The following is a 19,470-nucleotide window of genomic DNA, read 5'->3' as shown; positions in this document are numbered from 1 at the left end:
ATATTCGCCGGTGAATTCCGTGTGTCGGCGCCGTGTTACCTTCGAAGTGAGGCGGTCGTTCGCGGCCCCCCGGACGAGGTGCGTCGTACCCGGCAGGACAAGACGGCGCGGTAGGTGGTTCGACTACTGCGAAGGAGTCCGTCGTCATGGCCTGGGTCGTTCTGATCGTCGCCGGAGTGCTGGAGACCGTGTGGGCGGTGGCACTGGAGGCGTCCAAGGGGTTCTCGAAGCTGGTGCCGAGCGTGGTGTTCGCGGTGGCGCTGGCGCTCTCGATGGGTGGTCTGGCGTACGCGATGCGGTCGATCCCGCTGGGTACGGGGTACGCGGTGTGGGTGGGCATCGGCGCGGTGGGCACCGCGTTGTACGGGATGGCGGCGATGGGGGACGCGGCGAGCGCGGCCCGGATCACCTGCCTGGTGCTGATCCTGTCCGGGGTGGTCGGGCTGAAGGCGCTGCACTGAGGCGGCCGGAGCGGCCGGGTGCGTCCTAGGTCTGTCGGCGGAGCCCCCGTTCCGCCTGCAGGTCAGGATCGAAACACGTCAACGGCACTTACCATGTCGTGGTGACCAGCACCTCCCCGGCCGAAACGGCAGCACCCTCGCGTCCGCCCCTCCCCGACGACGGCACCGGCGGGGTGCTCAGCGGCCCCTGGCGGGCGCTGACCCTGGGCATCGTGTCGGTGGTGCTGCTGCTGGCCTTCGAGGCGACGGCGGTGAACACCGCGATGCCGACGGCCGCCCAGCAGCTCGACGGCATCGGCCTGTACGCCTTCGCGTTCTCCGGGTACTTCACCACCACGCTGCTGGCGATGGTGGTCTCGGGGCAGTGGTGCGACCGCGGCGGCCCGCTCGCGCCGCTGTTCAGCGGCATCGCGGTGTTCGCCGCCGGGCTGGTGACGGCCGGCACGGCGGTGAACATGTGGATGTTCGTCGCGGGCCGGGCGGTCCAGGGCCTGGGCGGCGGCCTGGTGATCGTCGCGCTGTACGTGGTGGTCGGCCGGGCGTTCCCGGAGCGGCTGCGGCCGTCGGTGTTCGCGGCGTTCTCGGCGGCCTGGGTGCTGCCCTCGATCCTCGGCCCGGTGATCTCCGGCGCGGTCACCCAGCACCTCGGCTGGCGCTGGGTGTTCCTCGCCGTGCCGGTGCTGGTGCTGCTGCCGCTCGCCGTGATGGGCCCGGCGCTGCGCCGCTCGGAGAAGTCCCAGCAGCCGCCGCAGGCCGGCCCGTACGACTGGCGGCGCACCCGGGACGCGGCGATGGTCGCGGTCGGCGCGGCGCTGCTGCAGTACGCGGGGCAGCGGCTGGACGGCTGGGCGCTGCTGCCGGCGGCGGCGGGGCTGGCGCTGCTCGGCCCGGCGGTGCTGCGGCTGCTGCCGCGCGGCACGCTGCGGGCGGTGCGCGGGCTGCCGACGGTGATCCTGCTGCGCGGGGTCGCGGCGGGCGCGTTCTTCGCGTCCGAGCTGTTCATCCCGCTGATGATGCAGACCCAGCGCGGGCTGTCGGTGACGATGGCGGGCCTGACGCTGGCGCCGGGCGGGCTGTCCTGGGCGTTCGGCTCCTGGCTGCAGGGGCGGCCGGGCGTGGACCGGCACCGGGCGGCGCTGATCCGGACCGGCTTCGTGTCGACGGCGGTGGCGGTCGGCGGGGCGGCGCTGGTGCTGTTCCCGTCGGTGCCGGTATGGGTGACCGCCGTGTTCTGGGCGGTCGGCGGCGCCGGGATGGGGCTGGCGATCGCCAGCATCAGCGTGCTGATGATGAAGCTGTCCAAGCCGGAGGAGACCGGCGGGAACTCGGCGGCCCTGCAGCTCAGCGACGCGCTGGGCAACGTGCTGCTGACCGGCCTGGCCGGGGTGCTGTTCGCGGCCCTGGGCGGCGGCGCGGTCGGCGCGGCCGCCCACGACGGGGCGGCGCTGCCGGCGGGGGCGTTCGCCGCGGTGTTCCTGACCATGCCGGTGGTGGCGCTGGTCGGTGCGGTGCTGTCCGGGCGGGCGACGGCGGCCGGGAAGTCCTGACGGGACGGGCGCCGGACAGGGCTCCGGCCGGGCCGCGGCTCCGGGGGAGCACGACCCGGCCGGAGCCGGTGGCGGAGGCTACTTGCCGCCGGACACCACCGGGACGGACGGCGACGCCGCCCCGCCGGCCGGTGCGCCGGTCCCGCCGAGGTAGGCGTTCCAGCCCTCCTTCGGGGCCTGGCCGGGGGCGAGCGCCTGGAGCTTCTTGAGGACCGCCGGGTCCTGCGCCTCCAGCCACTCGACGAGCTGCCGGAAGGAGACCATCCGGACCTCGGGCTTGTCGGCGATCCGCTTGATGGTCTCCTCGACGGCGTTCATGTAGATGCCGCCGTTCCACTGCTCGAAGTGGTTGCCGATGATGAACGGCGCCCGGTTGCCGTTGTAGGCGCGGTCGAAGCCGGCCAGGTACGCGTCGCGGGCCTGGGTCTGCCAGAAGGCCTGCTTGCCGGGGTCGCCCTTGGTGTTGTCGCCGGACTGGTTGTACATGATGTTGTAGTCCATCGAGAGCACCTGGAAGGTGTGCCCGGGGAACGGGATGGACTGCAGCGGCATGTCCCACAGCGCGCCGCCGGCGAACTTCTGCGGCCACATCTGCAGGCCGCCGGGGCCCGAACTGTCGTACTTCCAGCCGCGCTTGACGGCGGTGGGGAGCAGCCCGCGCTGGCCCTCCAGGCAGGGGGTGCGGCCGCCGATCAGCTCCTTGCGGTAGTCGAAGGGCAGCGCGGGCAGGTCGGTGTTGCCGGTGTTGGTGCGCCAGTTCATGACGAAGTCCATGGCCTGCTGGATCTCGCTGTCCCAGTCCTCGGGGGACCACTTCCCGCCGCCGTTGGCGCCGCAGAAGTGGCCGTTGAAGTGGGTGCCGATCTCGTGGCCCTCCAGCCAGGCCGCGCTGACCTGCTCGATGGTGGCGCGGATGTGCTGGTCGCTGAGGTAGCCGATGTCGGAGGCGCCGACCGGGTGCTGCGGCGGGTGGTACAGCGACTTCTTCGACTCGGGCAGCGTGTAGATGCCGCTGAGGAAGAACGTCATGGTGGCGTCGTGCTCCCGGGCGAGCTTCCGGAACCGGCTGAACAGCTGGTTGTCGAGCTCGCCGGCGCCGTCCCAGGAGAAGACCACGAACTGCGGGGGCCGCTGGCCGGCCTCCAGCGGGACGGCCTGCGGCTGGTTGGGCTGCGGGCCGGTGTCGGAGGTGGAGCCGTCGCCGATCAGGGTCGCGGGGGGCTTGGGGACGGCGCTGGGGCTGCCGCTCGAGGCGAGGCCGTCGGCCTGCGCGGGCGGGGCGGAGCCCCCGCTCCCGGAGGTGCTCGCGCAGCCCGCGGCGAGGGTGGCGGCGGTCGCCGCACCGGCGGCCAGCAGCGTCCTGCGGGAGAGGGCGTCCATGTCTCACATCCGTTCACCAGGGAGCAAGGGGAAGTCACCGGCCGGATGAACGGTCCATCGGATGAAATGGAGAGATGCGTCGTCCGGGGGATTCGGCCTCAGCATGGCACGCGTCCGCCCGTCGTGCCGGTAAGCACGGCCCTGGTACGGATGACCGGGGGACGGCACGCCGGGACGCTCACCTGTTCGGCTCACCTGGTCGGAGCGGCGGTGCTCCGGGGGAGTTGACTTGGCATCAGGCGGCGCACCGCGCCGCACCGCACCGGGCCCGCCCGCAGACACGGAGGTCGCACCCGCCGATGTGGCAGCCGCTGATCGACGCCTACCGGGACCGGATCGTCGACACCGGGCGGGAGCCGCTGTTCCTGCTGCTGCTCGGCCTGGTGCTGTCGTTCCTGTTCATCCGGCTCAGCACCCGCATGATCCGCGCCCGGGTCCGCTGGTGGCCGGGCAACGTCTCCCCGGGCGGGGTGCACATCCACCACGTGGTGTTCGGCCAGGCCCTGCTGCTGGTGTGCGGGGTCGCCGCGTTCGCGGTGCGCGGTGACGGCGGCGCCTGGTGGAACCTGCTCGGCTTCGGTTTCGGCGTCGGCGCCGGCCTGGTGCTGGACGAGTTCGCGCTGGTCCTGCACCTCAAGGACGTCTACTGGTCCACCCAGGGCCGCACCTCGGTGGACGCCGTGATGTTCGCCGTCGCCATGATCGGCCTGCTGCTGGTCGGCGAACTCCCGCTCGGCGGCTTCGCCCGGCACCCCGACGGGCCGACCCTGGCCGGGGCGGCCGTGCTGCTGGCGCTGGTGATGGTCAGCCTGCTCAAGGGCAAGACCTGGACGGGGCTGCTGGGCATCATGCTCTGGCCGGTCGCCCTGGTCGGCGCCGTCCGACTGGCCCGCCCCGCGAGCCCGTGGGCCCGCTGGCGCTACCGCTCCCGCCCCCGTCGGCTGGCCCGGGCCGAACGCCGCGAGGACCGGTTCCACCGCCGCCTGGTCGCGGTCAAGACCGCCGCGTACGACCTGGTGGCCGGCCAGCCCGACGCCGACCCGGAGGCCCCGGGGCCCGAACCCGCACCGGCACCGGCGTCCGTGCCCGCACCCGCACCCGTGCCCGCGCTCGCCGAAGCCAAGGCCGAAGCCAAGGCCGAGGCCAAGGCCGAAGCCGAGACGGAGACGGAGACGGAGGCCGAGCCGCCCCACGCGCCCTGGCGGCTGCGCTGCGCCGTGCTCGCGCGGTGGTACCTGCTGGCCGCCACCCTGCTGAACCTGGCCGGCGCGCTGGTCGCCCCGTTCCGGGCCCAGGTCGAGCGGGCCGACCGGGGCGAGTACTTCACCCCGGTGCTGGTCACCTCCGGTTTCACCACCGCGCTGCTGGCCGGCCTGCTCGCGGTGATGCTGCGCCGCCGCAAGCGGGCCGCCTGGATCGCCGCGCTGGCGATCACCGCCGCGCACACCGCCGTCTACGCCCTCGCGCTGGCCTTCCCCGAGTACCGCGCGCACCCGTTCAACTGGGTCTCCACCGCGCTCACCCTGGCGCTGCTGCTGGTCCTGCTGGCCGCCCGCCCGGTGTTCCGGGTCCGCGGCGGGCGCGGCAACCTGCCGCTGGCCGCCGCCGTGCTGCTGCTCGGCGGGGCGCTGCTGACCGGGCTGGGCGCCCTCGCCGTCCGGCTCTGGCACACCGGCGCGGTGCCCGGCTGGGGGGAGGCCGCCCGGTACGCGGTGCTGCGGCTGGTCACCGTCTCCGGCGTGGTCGAGGCGGCCGGCGTGGACGTGCCGGGCTGGCTCGACCTCTCCCTCAACCTGCTCGCCACCGCCCTGCTGCTGCTCACCCTGCGGATCCTGCTGCGCTCCCCGCACGGCGCCGGGTGGCAGGGCCCCGAGGACGAACTGGCGCTGCGGGCCCTGCTGGAGCGGCACGGCGGACGCGACTCGCTGGGCTACTTCGCGCTGCGCCGCGACAAGTCGGTGTGCTTCTCGCCCAGCGGCAAGGCCGCCGTCGCCTACCGGGTGGTGGGCGGCGTGGCGCTGGCCTCCGGCGATCCGGTGGGCGACCCGCAGGCGTGGCCGCAGGCGATCGAGGAGTGGCACCGGCTGGCCCGGACGCACGCCTGGATCCCCGCCGTCACCGGCGCCGGCGAGCGCGGCGGCACCGTCTACGCCCGGACCGCCGGGCTGCGCGCGCTGCACCTGGGCGACGAGGCGGTGGTCGCCACGGCCGGCTTCACCCTGGAGGGCCGCGAGGCGCGCGGCCTGCGGCAGACCTGCCGCCGGGTGGAGCGGGCCGGGTACACGGTGCTGGTCCGCCGCCACCGGGACGTCCCGCCCGAGGAGTTCGCCGACCTGGCCCGGCTGGCCGACGCCTGGCGGCACGGCCGCACCGAGCGCGGCTTCTCGATGGCGCTGGGCCGGATCGGCGACCCCGCGGACGGCGACTGCGTGCTCGCCGAGTGCCGCGACCGGGCCGGGCGGACGGCCGCGCTGCTGTCCTTCGTCCCGTGGGGCGACGACGGGCTCTCGCTCGACCTGGTGCGCCGCGACCGGGAGTCCGACAGCGGGCTGGTCGAGTACGCCGTCGTCGCGCTGCTGGGCCGGGCCGCCGGGAGCGGGACGGCCCGGGTGTCGCTGAACTTCACGATGTTCCGCGAGGCGTTCGAACCGCGGCTGGGCGCCGGGCCGGTGCTGCGGCTGTGGCGCGGAGTGCTGCGCCTGCTGTCCCGGTGGTGGCGGCTGGAGTCCCGGTACCGGGCCAACGCGCGCTACCGGCCCGACTGGGAGCCGCGCTACGTGCTGTACGAGAAGGCCTCCGAGCTGCCCGCGATCGGCCTGGCCACCATGTGGGCGGAGGGCTTCCTGACCAGGCCCCGGCTGCGCCGCGGCGGCCGCACCCCCTGACCCGGCGTCACCCGGACAGAACCCACGGGGTGCTGCGGCCCCCGCCGCCGGGTGAACTGGGCGGGTCAGGGTCGGCGGGCGGAGGGCGTGCGGTGGGCGAACGGACGTGGAAGGGCGCGGTGGCGGCCGCGACCGCCGTCGTCGCGGGGGCGTGGCTGCTGCACGGCGGGCTGGCCGGCACCCTGCCGCCGGCGCCGGCCGCGGCGCAGGCGTACGACGGCACCCCGGTGGGCCCGGCCGTCCCCGCGCTGCCGCCCTCGCCGCCGGTGCGGGTGCGGATCCCGGTGCTCGGGGTGGACGCCCCGGTGGCCCGGCTCGGCCTGGACGACGAGGGGCGGTTGCAGCCGCCCCCGCAGGAGGACCGCAACCTGGCCGGCTGGTACCGGGACGGCGCCGCGCCCGGCTCCAGCGGGGCGGCGGTGCTGGCCGGGCACGTCGACAACGCGCACGGCCCGGCGGTGTTCTACCGGCTGGGCACGCTGCGCAAGGGCGACCAGCTGGAGGTCTCCCGGGCGGACGGGGCCGGCGCCTGGTTCCAGGTCGACGGCGTGGAGGTCTACCCGAAGAGCGAGTTCCCGGACCGCAAGGTGTACGCGGCCACCCCGGACGCCCAGCTGCGCCTGATCACCTGCGGCGGCGGCTTCACCCGGGAGGGCGGCTACGACGGGAACGTGGTGGTGTACGCGCACCTGGTGCGCACCCAGCGGGCCTGAGCGGTCGCCGTCCTGGCGGGGCCGCGAGGGCGCCCGGCCGGGACGGCGGCCGTCTCGGGCCAGCAGTTCGGCCAGCGCCCGGTCGCAGTCCAGGTGGCGCAGCTCCTGCCCCTCGGGCACCGCCAGGTGGCTGTGCCGCAGGAAGCGGCGCAGTTCGGCGCGGTCGAACCGGAGCAGCGCGACGCCGTCGGGGGAGCGCAGCTCGACGACGGTGCACCGCTCGGGCGCGGGGCGGACGCGGACGTCGCCCTCGCCACTGGGCAGGTCGAGCCCGGAGGCGAGCAGCTGCCGGGCGAACACCCACTCGACCCCGTCGGCCGGGTCGTCGGCCGGGCCGGGCAGGTCGTCCGGCGGCCCGTCGGGCGCGTCGACCGCCTCCAGCGCGTACTCGGCGGGGAAGACCATCCGGACCGCCAGCGGGTCGTCGGCCCGGTACCGCAGGGTGACCCGCAGCAGCGCGGAGCGGTGGGTGCTGACGATCAGCCGGGCGTGCGTGGTCTGTTCGACCGGCGCGGGCGCTGCGGACGCGGCGTTCCTCCGGGGGTGCGTGGTGGTGCGGGTGCGACCGGTGTCGCCTCCTGCTGATGGGGAGTCACGGGGGACGGGAACCATGACGCCGGTTCCGGGGCCGTTCCGAGTGATCCGCGCCACACTCCAGCGGGCCGATCCGGGCATTCGGCGGCGGCCGGACGCACCCGCGGCCGGCCCGGGAGGCGGTCGCGCCGGACGGCCGGCCCTGCCGTGTGAAGGTGTGGTGACAGTCGTACGAATCCGGTGGGACGCGCGCCACAGAGGCGTGCCGCGGCGGCCGTCGGGGCTCCGGAAGGGGCTAGGCTGGGCGGGTTCCACGACCGCCCGCCGACCGCGGGGGAAGGGCCTGAAACAGGCTCTGACCTGCGACGACCCCGTTCGGAGACCGTGACTACCGCCGCCTCCTCCTCGATGGCCCCGCTGTTCTCGCACGCCGACAGCACCCACCCCCGCCCGAGCGGCACCTCCGCCGCCGCGCACCTCTCCCCGGCCTTCCCGGGCCGCGCCCCCTGGGGCACCGCCGCCAGCCTCCGGGCCTGGCAGCAGGGCGCGCTGGACCTGTACATCGAGAAGCAGCCCCGGGACTTCCTGGCGGTCGCCACCCCGGGCGCCGGAAAGACCACCTTCGCCCTGACCCTGGCGTCCTACCTGCTGCACAACCACCTGGTGCAGCAAATCACCGTGGTCGCGCCCACCGAGCACCTGAAGAAGCAGTGGGCCGAAGCCGCCGCCCGGATAGGGATCCGGCTCGACCCGGCGTACTCCTCGGGCCCGCTGTCCAGGGACTACCACGGCATCGTGATCACGTACGCGGGCGTCGGCGTCAACCCGATGCTGCACCGCAACCGCACCGAGGCCCGCAAGACGCTGGTGATCATGGACGAGATCCACCACGCCGGCGACTCCAAGTCCTGGGGCGAGGCCTGCTTCGAGGCGTTCGAGCCGGCCACTCGCCGGCTCGCCCTCACCGGCACCCCGTTCCGCTCCGACACCAACCCGATCCCGTTCGTCCAGTACGAGGCGGGCGGCGACGGCATCCGCAAGTCGGTCGCCGACTACACCTACGGCTACGGGCACGCGCTGGCCGACCACGTGGTCCGCCCGGTGATCTTCCTCAGCTACTCCGGCAACATGCGCTGGCGCACCAAGGCCGGCGACGAGCTGGAGGCCCGGCTCGGCGAGCCGATGACCAAGGACCTGATCGCCCAGGCGTGGCGCACCGCGCTCTCCCCGCAGGGCGAGTGGATCCCGGCGGTGCTGCAGGCCGCCGACCGGCGGCTGACCGAGGTCCGCAAGGGCATCCCGGACGCCGGCGGCCTGGTGATCGCCACCGACCAGACGGTGGCCCGCGCGTACGCCAAGATGCTGCGCGAGATCACCGGCGAGAAGGTCACCCTGGTGCTCTCCGACGAGGCCGAGGCGTCCAAGCGGATCTCCGACTACGCCGAGGGCACCTCGCGCTGGATGGTCGCGGTCCGGATGGTCTCCGAGGGCGTCGACGTGCCCCGGCTGTGCGTCGGCGTGTACGCCACCTCGATCTCCACCCCGCTGTTCTTCGCCCAGGCCGTCGGCCGCTTCGTGCGCGCCCGCAAGCGCGGCGAGACCGCCTCGGTGTTCCTGCCGACCATCCCGATGCTGCTCGGCTTCGCCAATGAGATGGAGCTCCAGCGCGACCACGTCCTGGACCGGCCCAAGAAGGAGGGCGAGGGCCTGTTCGACGAGGAGGACCGGCTGCTCGCCGAGGCCGAGAAGGCCAACGACGGGGCCGACACCGGCACCGAGGAGTTCTCCTACGAGGCGCTGGGCAGCGACGCGGTCTTCGACCGGGTGCTGTACAACGCCATGGAGTTCGGCATGCAGGCGCACCCCGGCAGCGAGGAGGAGGAGGACTACCTCGGCATCCCGGGCCTGCTCGAACCCGACCAGGTGCAGATGCTGCTGCAGAAGCGCCAGCACCGGCAGATCCAGCGCTCCAAGGGCAGGCCCGCCGAGGAGGCCGACCTGCTCGAACTGCCCGCCGACGAGCGGCCCGTGGTCACCCACCAGGAGCTGCGCGAACTGCGCAAGGAGCTGAACGCGCTGGTCGCCGCCTGGCACCACCGCACCGAGCAGCCGCACGGCAGCATCCACAACGAGCTGCGCCGGCAGTGCGGCGGGCCGCTCACCGCGCAGGCCACCGCCAACCAGCTCAAGGCGCGGATCGCCCGGATCCGCGAGTGGGCCGTCCAGGGCTGAGCCCCGCCCGGCCGCCGCGGCCGGACCGCCCCGACCGGGTGCCGACCGGTCGGGGCGGCGCCCAGATATCGGACGCTCGAGCGTTCGCGGCGCGGACTATGCGCCGCTTGGTCCGGTTTGTCATCACGACTTTCCATCGATGACGCCCGAATTTTGGACAACCACTTCCACCGGGCGCCCTCGTTCATTAGCGTCTCCCCACACTCACCCGGACCCCACCCGCCGGCCCGGTCGGGTGTCGCGGAGTCCCGTGCCCTGTCGATGTCGCCGAGGCCGGACTCCCGCGCTGGAACACCCTCCCCGCGCGCGATCAATTCCGGTGCGGCCAAAGGCAGTTCTGTCGTAAGGTCGGACCTGCCGCGGAAAGGACCTGGCGCCTCGTGACTGCTGAGACCTCCCAGACCCTGGACAGGGGTGTCCGGGTGCTGAAACTGCTCGCCGACTCCGAACGCGGGCTGACGGTGACCGAGTTGGCGGCCCGGCTGGCCGTCAACCGCACGGTGGTCTACCGCCTGCTCGCCACCCTGGAACAGCACGGGCTGGTCCGCCGGGACATCGGCGGCCGGGCCCGGGTCGGCCTCGGCGTGCTCCGGCTCGCCCACCGCGTCCACCCGCTGCTGCGCGAGGCCGCGCTGCCCGCGCTGCGCTCGCTCGCCGAGGACCTGGGCGCCACCGCCCACCTCACCCTGGTCGACGGCAACGAGGCGCTCGCCGTCGCGGTGGTCGAACCGACCTGGACGGACTTCCACGTCGCCTACCGCACCGGCCTGCGCCACCCGCTCTCCGAGAGCGCGGCCGGCCGGGCCATCCTGGAGGCCCGCAACTTCCCCGGCCAGCGCCGCCCCGAGCAGGGCTGCGTGATCACCCGCGCCGAGGAGCAGTCCGGGGCCAGCGGCGCGGCCGCCGCGCTGATCGGCCTCAGCGGCATCGAGGGCAGCGTCGGCGTGGTGATGCTCAACGGCCTCGTCCCCGAGCGGGTCGGCCCGCGGGTGATCGAGGCCGCCACCGAGGTCGCCGACGCGCTGCGCTGAGCCCGGCCGCACCGCGGCGATCCGCGCGGGCGTCCGTGCCGGGCGCCGCGGTGTGTTTGGATGCGGGGGTGGCTTCCCAGAACCTGCCCCCGGTCCTGACCTCCCCGCGCACCCGGGCCCTCGGACTGTGCGCGCTGCCGGTGCTCGCGCTGTTCGCGGTGGCCGCCTTCGTGCCGCTGCCCTACACCCTGGAGTCGCCCGGGGAGACCGCCGACACCCTGGGCACGTACGACGGCGCCCGGGTGATCACGATCAGCGGGACGCAGCAGCGGGAGACCTCCGGGCAGCTGCGGGTGGTCACCGTCAGCGCCACCAACCCGGGCGTGCGCAGCACCCTGTGGGACGCGGTGACGGCCTGGGGCGACCCGAAGCAGGCCGTGGTGCCCACCGACGAGGTCTACCCGCAGGGCGATCCGGAGAAGGCCGACGAGGCGACGCAGCAGCAGATGACGCAGTCCCAGGACAGCGCCACCCTGGCGGCGCTGGGCTACCTGAAACTGTCGCCGGACCAGGTCAAGGTGGAGATCGACCTCGGCCAGATCGGCGGGCCGAGCGGCGGCCAGATGCTGGCGCTGGGCATCATCGACAAGATCGCCGGCGACGGCAGGGGCGGCGATCTGACCGGCGGGCGGAACGTGGCCGGCACCGGCACGGTCGACGCGGACGGGCGGGTCGGCCAGGTCGGCGGCATTCCGCTCAAGACCCAGGCGGCGCGCGAGGCCGGGGCCACGGTGTTCCTGCTACCGCGCAGCGAGTGCGCGCAGGGCAAGGTCAACACCCCCGACGGCCTGCAGCTGATCCCGGTGGACACCCTCTCCGACTCGGTCGCCGCGCTCCAGGCGCTGAACGGCGGCGGCGCCGTCCCGCACTGCTGACGGCCCGGCGCGGGCGGTCGCGGCGGACAGCTGGGACCGGGCGTGGCACCCCCGTGCGCCCGGCCCTCGTACGCGTACTTCCCCCGGGGAGCGGCCGGGCCTACAGCCCGAACGCGGCCGTCACCAGGTCGTCGCCGACCCGGGCGCGCAGTCGTGCGGCGATCTCCGGTAACCGGTGGGCCTGGGTCATCGGCAGCGCCACCGCGATCGCGGCGAGCCCGCTGCCCAGCACGATCGGGACCGCGGCCCCCGCCATGCCCAGCGCGTACTCCTGGTACTGGGTGATCGGCGCGGCCCGCTGCGGCCCGTGCCGGGGCAGCAGCGGCAGGTGGGCGGGTTCGCGCAGGGTGTAAGGGGTGAACGGCACCATCGGGTAGCGGGCCAGGTGCCGGCGCCGCTCGTCGGCGGACATCAGGGCCAGCAGCGTCTTGCCGGCCGCGTGGGCGTGCGCCCCGGCCCGGAAGTGCCGCGGGTCGGCGGTGGGGGCGCCGGGGGCGGGCGCCGCGGCGACCAGGTCGACCTCGCCGTCCTTGTACCGGGCGAAGTGCACGGCGGCGGACAGCTGGTGGGCGATCCGGCCGAGCAGCCCGTCCAGCCGGGACCGGCCGGCCGCCGGGCTCTCCTCCCGGGTCAGGCCGGAGACCGCGGGGCCGGTGCAGTACAGGCCCTCGTGGCGCTCCAGGTACCGGTCGTGGACCAGGGTGCGCAGCAGGTGGTAGGTGGTGCCGAGGGCCAGTCCGGTGTCCCGGGCGAGCTGCTTGGCGGTGGCGCCGGAGGGGTGCCGGGCGGCGGCCTCCAGCAGCCGCAGGGCCCGTTGCGCGGAGGTGATCAGGGTCGTCTGCGGCTCGGCGGCCCGGCTCATCGCTGGACCTCCCGTGGACGAACGGCCCGTCCGGGGAGGGGCGCTGACGGAGGGACGGCCGGTGGGCACTCGGGGAGTGCGGTCCATATGCTCATGGCTGCGATCTTTGCGTGCACGAGCAGAAGGCATATGCCAAAAAACCTCCGGCAAGGGGAGGCGCGCCCAGGAGGACGGGCACCGGAGCAGGCTCAGCCGCCGCCCCCCGCACCGGCCGCCTGCTCCACCAGCGGCAGCACCCGGTACGGCACCGGGTTCTCCAGCGCGATCGCGGTGGACGCCCGGACGATCCCGTCGAACCCCACCACCCGGTCGATCACCCGCTGCAGGTCCGCGTTCGAACGGGCCACGATCCGCACCAGCATGTCCCCGTGGCCGGTGATGGTGTGCAGCTCCAGCACCTCCGGCACCGCCGCCAGGTGCGCCCGGACGTCCGCGCCCTGCCCCTGCGAGATCTCCAGCGTCGCGAACGCCGTCACCGGGTAGCCGAGCGCCGCCGGGTCCACCTGCGGGCCGAAACCGCCGATCACCCCGCGCGCCTGCAGCCGGTCCAGCCGGGCCTGCACCGTCCCGCGCGCCACCTGCAGGCGGCGCGAGCACTCCAGCACGCCGATCCGCGGCTCCTCGGCGAGCAGCCGGATCAGCTTTCCGTCCAGCGCGTCGATGGCGTCGGGCTGCGGGGGCACGGGGCGGCTCCAGGGCGGTGCGAGGGGGTCGGGCGTCGACCGACATTGTGCGGGCGGCGCGGCCCGCGCGTCAGCCTCGCGCCCGGCGGCCGGTCAGTTGCCGACGACGAAGGTCTGTACGTCGGGCTCGTGCCCGTTCCAGGACACCATCACCATCGAGGCCCGGTCGTCCTTGGAGAAACTGACCTGCATCCACTGGTCGCCGTGCCAGACCTGCATCGACCAGCCCGGATCCGGCACCGCCGACACCAGCTTGGCCTCGGTGGGCCGCTGGTCGAGCGCCACCCGGCCGCCCAGCACCGGGTAGCTGTGCACCGTGCTGGGCGGGCTGCTGCTCTTGCGGGCCGTGGGGGTGGACCGCGAGGTCGCGGTCGCCCCCGTCGTCCGGGCAGGGTCGGGCGACGGGCTCGGGGCCGCCGCCGGGGGCGAACCGCTAGGGGAGGCCGGCGGAGCGCTCGGGGAGGCGGGAGGACCGGGCGTCCCCGCCGGCGCGGACGAGGCCACCGAGGGCAGTTGGATCGCGGTCGGCTGCTCGAACACCGTGTCGACGAGCACCGCGTGCACGCCGAGCCAGGACAACGCCACCGCCGCTCCGGTGGCTGCCGTCCAGGCGCCCAGTTGAACCAGTCCGCTCCGCATCGCGGGCCCATCCTGCCGTACGAATGTCACGGGCAGGTCAGTGGGCCGGGGTATCCGCGGGAACCTTGTGGAAAAGGACCGCCGAGCTTCAGGGAAGCTCAAGCGGCCGCCTCCCGCCCGGGCGGAGGGCACCCCCCGAGGTACAGACCACTCGACCGCGATGCCGTACCGTGCAGCCCCATGGCAACAGTGCTTGTGGTCGAGGACGACCCCTTTGTGCGTTCCGCCCTGATCCGCCATCTGGCCGACACCGGCCACGCCGTGCGCTCCGTCGGCACCGCCCTGGAGGCCCTGCGCGAAGTCGCCCAGGTCGGCTGCGACCTGGTGGTCCTCGACCTGGGCCTGCCGGACCTGGACGGCAGCGAGGCGCTCAAGATGATCCGGGGCCTGACCAACGTCCCGGTGATCATCTCCACCGCGCGGGACGACGAGGCGGAGATCGTCCGGCTGCTGAACGACGGGGCCGACGACTACCTGGTGAAACCCTTCTCCGGTGAACACCTGACCGCCCGGATGGCCGCCGTCCTGCGCAGACTGGGCGGCGGCGCCCTGACGGCCCCCCAGATCCTGCGGGTCGGCGGCCTCGCCATCGACCCGCAGCGACGCGAGGCCCTGCTCGACGGACAGCGGCTCGACCTCACCCGCCGCGAGTTCGACCTGCTGGCCTTCCTCGCCGCCCGCCCCGGCGTGGTCGTCCCGCGCAAGGAGATCCTGGCCGAGGTGTGGCGGCAGACCTACGGCGGCGACCAGACCATCGACGTCCACCTGTCCTGGCTGCGCCGCAAGCTCGGCGAGACCGCCTCCAACCCGCGCTACCTGCACACCGTGCGCGGCGTCGGGGTGCGTCTGGAGGCGCCCTCCGGACCGGTCGGGGGGGCGACGTGAAACGCGTCCTCCGCTCGCTGCGCTGGGCGATGGTCAAGGCCGCCATCGCCGGCACCGTCATGGTCGCGCTCGCCTTCCTCATCCCGCTCGGCCTGATGGTCCAGCAGACCGCCCGGGACCGGGCCTTCACCGCCGCCGAGCGCCAGGCCGCCGCGCTCGGCCCGGCTCTCGCCATCACCACCGACCAGCAGGCCGTCGCCAAGGCCATGGCCTCCACCGACGCCGGCTCCCGGGACCGGCTCGCCGTCCACCTGCCCGGCGGCGTGACGGTCGGCAGCGCCCGCACCGACAACGACCAGCTGCCCGGCACCGGGAACCAGGGCTGGACCCGCACCGTCCGGGCCGGCACCGCCCGGGTCGACGGCGGCTACGTGCTGCTGCAGCCCGTCGCCGTCGACGGCGGCGGGATCGCCATGGTCGAGGTGTACGTCCCGGACACCGACCTGTCGCGCGGCGTCGGCACCGCCTGGCTGGTGCTCTCCGGCGTCGCGCTCGCCCTGGTCGCGGTGTCCGTCGCGGTCGCCGACCGGATGGGCACCCGGATCATCCGCTCCGCCCGCCGCCTGGCCACCGCCGCCCGCTCGCTCGGCTCCGGCAACCTCAGCGTCCGGGTCCCGGTGGAGGGGCGCGAGGCGGCGGGCGCGCCCGAGGAGCTCCGGGAGGCCGCCTACGCGTTCAACGCCATGGCCGACCGGGTCGTCCACCTGCTCGCCGCCGAACGCGAACTCGCCGCCGACCTCTCGCACCGACTGCGCACCCCGCTCACCGTGCTCCGGCTCAACGCCGCCGCCCTGGGCGAGGGGGACGCCGCCGACGCCACCCGGCACGCGGTCTCCCAACTGGAGCGCGAGGTCGACCAGATCATCCGCACCGCCCGCCGCGACCCGGTGGACGCCCCGCCGGTCGCCCTCGGCTGCGACGCGGTCGAAGTGGTCCGGGACCGGGTCGCGTTCTGGTCCGCGCTCGCCGAGGACGAGGGACGCCCCTGGCAGCTGGCCGGCGACGACGCCCCGGCACCCGTCCCGGTGCAGCGCGGCGACCTGGCCGCCGCCGTCGACGCGCTGCTCGGCAACGTCTTCCGGCACACCGCCGTCGGCACCCCCTTCGCCGTCGACGTGGTCGCCACCGAGGACACGGTGGCCGTCCTGGTCGGCGACGGCGGGCCCGGCATCACCGACCCGGCCACGGCGATCCGCCGCGGCGCCGGCCACGGCGGCGAGGGCTCCACCGGCCTCGGCCTGGACATCGTCCGCAAACTCGCCGAGGGCACCGGCGGCGAAGTCCGGCTCGGACGCTCCGCCCTCGGCGGCGCCGAGGTCACGGTGCGGATCAACACCCGCACCGAAGTCGAACTGCCCCGGCAGCAACGCCGCCGGACCGGCCGACTGATCCGCAAGGACTAGCGGACCGGGAGACGGACGACGCCGGCACCGGAGCTGTCACCGCGGGGGCGACAGCTCGGCCCGGCCCCTCCTCCCTTAAATGCGTCCTAAGCGGCGACCAAAGCCGTCTCATGCCGCACCGGCGCGGACGATCGGGCCCGGCGCCCCGGCCAACGTCAGCCAGCACCGGGGTCAGCGACCCCGGAACACGTGCGCGAACCGGGAGCCGCTCCACCCCCGGGACCCGTACGCGCGCGCCGGGGCCCGTTCCGCCCCGGACGGTGCGGCCGCCGCACGTGACCGGCACCACCGCGCGCACCGGCACCGCGCCGTCCGCGCCGCCGGGGACCGCACCGCCGACCACCGGCCGACGCGCCGAGGCCCGTGCCGTTCCCGGGGACCGGACCCGAACCGCGGTCGCCCCGGGCCGGGCCCGACCGCCCGGCCGCCCTCCCCGGCGGCCGGACGGCAGCCCCAGGAGGGGAGCCCGGGGCGACCGCGACCGGTGGCGCCCGCCGACCGTTCGGGTAGTGTCGGCTGCTGGCCCAGCGCAGGTCGACGTCGGACGGAGCAACACAGTGACCACGGTGCAAACGGAACGGGGCACACTCCCCGGCGGCCCCGCCCGGCCGACCGCGCCGGCCTGGCAGCGCGCCCTCACCGCCCCCGTCCGCCAGTGCGCCGCCGTCACCGCCGCCCTGCGCGCCGCCCCCCGGCGCCCGCTGCTGGCGGCCGCCGGGATCGCCCTGCTCTCGCTGCTCGGCTACGCCGTGGTGCGGCACCTCGCCGGCACCTCGATGGTCGACATGGTGGTCTACCGGGCCGAGGGCGCCGCCGTCGCCGACGGCCACGACCTGTACGCGCTGCGGGTCACCGAGTGGAGCCTGCCCGCGACCTACCCGCCGTTCGCCGCCATGCTGTTCGTGCCGACCACCTGGTTCGGCCTCCCCTTCCTGCGGGTGGCCATCACCGCCGGCAACCTGCTGCTGCTCGCCACCCTGGCCCACCTGTCCTTCAAACTGGTCGACTGGCCGCGCCGCGACCTGCGTCCGGTCGGCGTCCTGCTCGTCACCGGACTGGGTGTCTGGCTGGAGCCGGTCTTCACCACCCTGCGCTACGGCCAGATCAACCTCGCACTGGCCTGCCTGATCCTCTGGGACCTCACCCGTCCCGACTCCGCCCGCGGCAAGGGCCTGGCCATCGGCATCGCCGCCGGCATCAAGCTCACCCCCGGCCTGTTCGCCGTCTACCTGCTGATCACCGGCCGGGTCCGGGCCGCGTTCACGGCCGGCGCCACCTTCGTGGGCACCTTCCTGATCGGCGCGCTGGTGCTCCCCGACGCCACCCGCGGCTACTGGACGAAGTACATGTTCGACTCCAGCCGGGTCGGCAAGACCGTCATCGTCGACAACCAGTCGCTGCGCGGCCTGGTCGCCCGGCTGCTGCACGTCGAGACCCCCGGCGCCGTCGCCACCCTGCTCGCCGCCCTGGTCGCCGCCGCCGGCCTCACCATCGCCGTCTGGGCGCACCGCAGCGCCCGCTGGTCGCCGCGCGCCGACGCCTGGAGCGTGTGCACCGCCCTGGTCACCGCCGTGCTGGTCTCCCCGATCAGCTGGACCCACCACTGGGTGTGGTGCGTGCCCGTGCTGGTGCTGCTCGCCGCCGAGGCCGCGCACGAGCGCTCCCGCCCCGCCGCCGTCCGGCGCCTGCGCTGGCGGCCGATCTTCGGCCTGACGCTGCTCGGCTTCCTGTCCTTCGCGATGTGGATAGTCCCCCACAAGGGCGACCTCGACCTGCACCTGTCGGCGTTCGAGCAGTTCCCGGCGGGCGTCTACCCGCTGATGGGCCTGTGCTTCCTCGCCGTCGCCGCGCTCCGGGTCCGCTCCCGGCGGCTCGCGGCCGGCGCCCCGCTGGTGCGCGTCCCCGCCCCGCGCACCGACTCGGACGGCCTCGGCAGTTCCGGCGCCCAGAAGGCCCCCGCGGCCCGCTGAACCCCGGCGGCCGCGCGGGCGCCCGCCTCCACGCGGCTGCTCCTCGCGCTGCGGCCTCCCCGGTCGCCGCCTTCCGCGCCGCCGCCTTCCGCGCCGCTGCCTTCCGCACCGCTGCCTTCCGCTTCCGCGCGGGTGCCCGCCTCCGGGTGTCCGGGGCGCCCCGACGGCGGGCGTTCCGGGGGACGGCCGGGCGGGCGGGTCGGGCCGGACTGCGCCCGTACCCGCGCTCGGGCCGGCCGTCCGCGCCCCCTCACGCCAGCAGCTCCGCCAGCGAACCGTCCAGGTCCATCGCCTCCAGCTCCGCCCCCGGCGGCACCAGCCGGTGTGCCCGCTCCAGCCAGGCCGCCACCGTCGGCAGCGGCGCCTCCAGCAGCGCGTCCCCCGCCGGCGAGCTCAGCGCCATGCACAGCACGCTGCGCCGCCCCGACCTGGTCGGCCAGATCCGCACGTCGCCCTGACCGCACGGCCGGAACGTCCCCTCCACCAGCAGTTCGCGGGCGAACACCCAGGTCACCGGCGTCCCGCTGTCCAGGTGGAAGGTCACGTACACCGCGAACGGGTCGTGGCTCCCGTACGACAGCCGCGCCGCCACCGGGACGCTGCGCTCCGGCGACAGCACCAGGTTCAGCTCCAACTCCTGCTCCACCACTCCGGTCGACTGTCCGGCCATCGTCCTCACCCTCTCCGCCTCGCGGGGCCGCCGTTCGACCCCCGCACCAGCCGAGAGCCCGGACGGCGCGGACTCTTACACGGGTTCCGCGACTTCCCGCGGAACTTTTTCCGGCGGCCCCCAGCAGAACCTTTTCCGCCCCGCCCCGGTTGTTCCGGACGGGAACACCGGCACGCCGGGACCGCCCGACCGCGGCCCCGCCCTCCCGCCCCCGGAACGGCCCCAGCCGCCCCGGGCGCACCCGCAGTACCACGTGTCCCCGCTCGTTTCACGAGTTCCGGTGAACCCGGGGGACGAGGTCGTTCGAGGTACTACCCTTTGTGACTGCCCGGCGACTCTCCGCCCGCGGCTCCCCCACCCACGTCCGCACACCCGCACGCCGCGGTGCCGGTACGAAGGAAGACGCAATGACGGACCGGCCCTCCACAGCAGGCTCGATTCTCGGCGCGACCCTGTCCGGGAACGCCGGATCGCCCGGCTACTACCCCGACCCCTCGGTGCCCGGCTTCCTCCGCTACTGGGCCGGCCACGCCTGGGTCCCCGGCACCAGCCGCCCCGCACCCTCCCCCGGCGAGCCGCTCGAACCGCCGCGCTTCGTCGCCCGCTACCTCAGCGCACCGCCCTACAGCCTCCCGCCCCTGTCTCTTATACACATCTCCGAGCCCACGAGACCGTACTAGATCTCGTATGCCGTCTTCTG

15 protein-coding genes, 2 pseudogenes and 1 riboswitch are annotated in these 19,470 nt (G+C 74.8%); of the genes and pseudogenes, 11 read left to right on the top strand and 6 right to left on the bottom strand.

Annotated elements, in window-relative coordinates; all coding sequences use genetic code 11:
* Positions 1-48 precede the first annotated feature (48 nt).
* A riboswitch (guanidine-III (ykkC-III) riboswitch) is annotated at positions 49-112 on the top strand.
* 34 nt (positions 113-146) lie between these two features.
* Both OO48_RS24535 and OO48_RS24530 read left to right on the top strand, forming a co-directional pair.
* Positions 147-461 carry a DMT family transporter gene (locus OO48_RS24535; RefSeq protein WP_033219918.1) on the top strand — a complete coding sequence of 105 codons (315 nt, stop codon included), beginning with the start codon at positions 147-149 and terminating at the stop codon, positions 459-461.
* A 101-nt stretch (positions 462-562) separates the two neighbouring features.
* On the top strand, positions 563-2,008 hold the full coding sequence (locus OO48_RS24530; protein WP_033219989.1) for an MFS transporter: 1,446 nt from the start codon (positions 563-565) through the stop codon (positions 2,006-2,008).
* A gap of 78 nt (positions 2,009-2,086) precedes the next feature.
* Here the strand turns inward: OO48_RS24530 and OO48_RS24525 are convergent, their stop codons facing one another.
* Complete coding sequence (locus OO48_RS24525; RefSeq protein ID WP_033219913.1) at positions 2,087-3,388, bottom strand: polysaccharide deacetylase family protein; 1,302 nt, start codon at positions 3,386-3,388, stop codon at positions 2,087-2,089.
* Between the two features lie 299 nt (positions 3,389-3,687).
* Between OO48_RS24525 and OO48_RS24520 the strand changes: the two genes are divergently transcribed.
* Together OO48_RS24520 and OO48_RS24515 are read left to right on the top strand one after the other, a co-directional pair.
* On the top strand, positions 3,688-6,273 hold the full coding sequence (locus tag OO48_RS24520) for a phosphatidylglycerol lysyltransferase domain-containing protein (protein ID WP_033219907.1): 2,586 nt from the start codon (positions 3,688-3,690) through the stop codon (positions 6,271-6,273).
* A gap of 92 nt (positions 6,274-6,365) precedes the next feature.
* Positions 6,366-6,986 carry a class F sortase gene (locus OO48_RS24515; RefSeq protein WP_081952346.1) on the top strand — a complete coding sequence of 207 codons (621 nt, stop codon included), beginning with the start codon at positions 6,366-6,368 and terminating at the stop codon, positions 6,984-6,986.
* A gap of 162 nt (positions 6,987-7,148) precedes the next feature.
* Here the strand turns inward: OO48_RS24515 and OO48_RS41065 are convergent.
* Positions 7,149-7,391, bottom strand: a pseudogene (locus tag OO48_RS41065) (SsgA family sporulation/cell division regulator); the annotation flags it as partial.
* A 537-nt stretch (positions 7,392-7,928) separates the two neighbouring features.
* Here OO48_RS41065 and OO48_RS24505 point away from each other — a divergent pair.
* The 3 genes from OO48_RS24505 (at position 7,929) to OO48_RS24495 (ending at position 11,658) form a co-directional block, all read left to right on the top strand.
* On the top strand, positions 7,929-9,752 hold the full coding sequence (locus OO48_RS24505; RefSeq protein WP_033219899.1) for a DEAD/DEAH box helicase: 1,824 nt from the start codon (positions 7,929-7,931) through the stop codon (positions 9,750-9,752).
* 380 nt (positions 9,753-10,132) lie between these two features.
* Positions 10,133-10,783: an IclR family transcriptional regulator gene (locus OO48_RS24500; RefSeq protein ID WP_033219897.1), complete on the top strand. Its 651-nt coding sequence runs from the start codon at positions 10,133-10,135 to the stop codon at positions 10,781-10,783.
* Positions 10,784-10,851: 68 nt separating this feature from the next.
* Positions 10,852-11,658, top strand: a complete 807-nt coding sequence (locus tag OO48_RS24495) for a hypothetical protein (protein ID WP_081952345.1) — start codon at positions 10,852-10,854, stop codon at positions 11,656-11,658.
* A gap of 100 nt (positions 11,659-11,758) precedes the next feature.
* Here the strand turns inward: OO48_RS24495 and OO48_RS24490 are convergent, their stop codons facing one another.
* The 3 genes from OO48_RS24490 to OO48_RS24480 all read right to left on the bottom strand — a co-directional run bounded on the left by OO48_RS24490 (position 11,759) and on the right by OO48_RS24480 (position 13,842).
* On the bottom strand, positions 11,759-12,520 hold the full coding sequence (locus OO48_RS24490; RefSeq protein ID WP_051732684.1) for a helix-turn-helix domain-containing protein: 762 nt from the start codon (positions 12,518-12,520) through the stop codon (positions 11,759-11,761).
* Positions 12,521-12,708: 188 nt separating this feature from the next.
* Positions 12,709-13,203: an Lrp/AsnC family transcriptional regulator gene (locus OO48_RS24485; RefSeq protein WP_033219895.1), complete on the bottom strand. Its 495-nt coding sequence runs from the start codon at positions 13,201-13,203 to the stop codon at positions 12,709-12,711.
* Between the two features lie 93 nt (positions 13,204-13,296).
* Positions 13,297-13,842, bottom strand: coding sequence for a hypothetical protein (locus tag OO48_RS24480; protein WP_033219893.1), 546 nt, complete (start codon positions 13,840-13,842; stop codon positions 13,297-13,299).
* Positions 13,843-14,022: 180 nt separating this feature from the next.
* On the opposite strand from OO48_RS24480, the gene OO48_RS24475 reads away from it, so the two are divergent.
* The 3 genes from OO48_RS24475 to OO48_RS24465 all read left to right on the top strand — a co-directional run bounded on the left by OO48_RS24475 (position 14,023) and on the right by OO48_RS24465 (position 18,100).
* The gene (locus tag OO48_RS24475) at positions 14,023-14,727 is read left to right on the top strand and encodes a response regulator transcription factor (protein WP_081952343.1); all 705 of its coding nucleotides are present in this window, start codon (positions 14,023-14,025) and stop codon (positions 14,725-14,727) included.
* A gap of 17 nt (positions 14,728-14,744) precedes the next feature.
* Complete coding sequence (locus OO48_RS24470) at positions 14,745-16,130, top strand: sensor histidine kinase (RefSeq protein ID WP_033219981.1); 1,386 nt, start codon at positions 14,745-14,747, stop codon at positions 16,128-16,130.
* A gap of 557 nt (positions 16,131-16,687) precedes the next feature.
* Positions 16,688-18,100: a glycosyltransferase 87 family protein gene (locus OO48_RS24465; RefSeq protein ID WP_051732682.1), complete on the top strand. Its 1,413-nt coding sequence runs from the start codon at positions 16,688-16,690 to the stop codon at positions 18,098-18,100.
* Between the two features lie 250 nt (positions 18,101-18,350).
* On the opposite strand, the gene OO48_RS24460 is transcribed toward OO48_RS24465, so the two are convergent.
* Positions 18,351-18,770, bottom strand: a complete 420-nt coding sequence (locus OO48_RS24460; RefSeq protein WP_014135973.1) for an SsgA family sporulation/cell division regulator — start codon at positions 18,768-18,770, stop codon at positions 18,351-18,353.
* 407 nt (positions 18,771-19,177) lie between these two features.
* Here OO48_RS24460 and OO48_RS39335 point away from each other — a divergent pair.
* Positions 19,178-19,360: pseudogene (locus tag OO48_RS39335) on the top strand (DUF2510 domain-containing protein); the annotation flags it as partial.
* Positions 19,361-19,470 lie beyond the last annotated feature (110 nt).

This window comes from Kitasatospora phosalacinea (assembly GCF_000716545.1).
GTDB lineage: Bacteria > Actinomycetota > Actinomycetes > Streptomycetales > Streptomycetaceae > Kitasatospora > Kitasatospora phosalacinea.
This window is presented reverse-complemented; position numbering and strand designations above follow the sequence as displayed.

Coding starts and splice junctions, on each gene's coding strand:
- OO48_RS24535 (WP_033219918.1), top strand. CDS start 147: ATGGCCTGGGTCGTTCTGATCGTCGCCGGAGTGCTGGAGACCGTGTGG.
- OO48_RS24525 (WP_033219913.1), bottom strand. CDS start 3,388: ATGGACGCCCTCTCCCGCAGGACGCTGCTGGCCGCCGGTGCGGCGACC.
- OO48_RS24520 (WP_033219907.1), top strand. CDS start 3,688: ATGTGGCAGCCGCTGATCGACGCCTACCGGGACCGGATCGTCGACACC.
- OO48_RS24505 (WP_033219899.1), top strand. CDS start 7,929: ATGGCCCCGCTGTTCTCGCACGCCGACAGCACCCACCCCCGCCCGAGC.
- OO48_RS24490 (WP_051732684.1), bottom strand. CDS start 12,520: ATGAGCCGGGCCGCCGAGCCGCAGACGACCCTGATCACCTCCGCGCAA.
- OO48_RS24480 (WP_033219893.1), bottom strand. CDS start 13,842: ATGCGGAGCGGACTGGTTCAACTGGGCGCCTGGACGGCAGCCACCGGA.
- OO48_RS24475 (WP_081952343.1), top strand. CDS start 14,023: ATGGCAACAGTGCTTGTGGTCGAGGACGACCCCTTTGTGCGTTCCGCC.
- OO48_RS24460 (WP_014135973.1), bottom strand. CDS start 18,770: ATGGCCGGACAGTCGACCGGAGTGGTGGAGCAGGAGTTGGAGCTGAAC.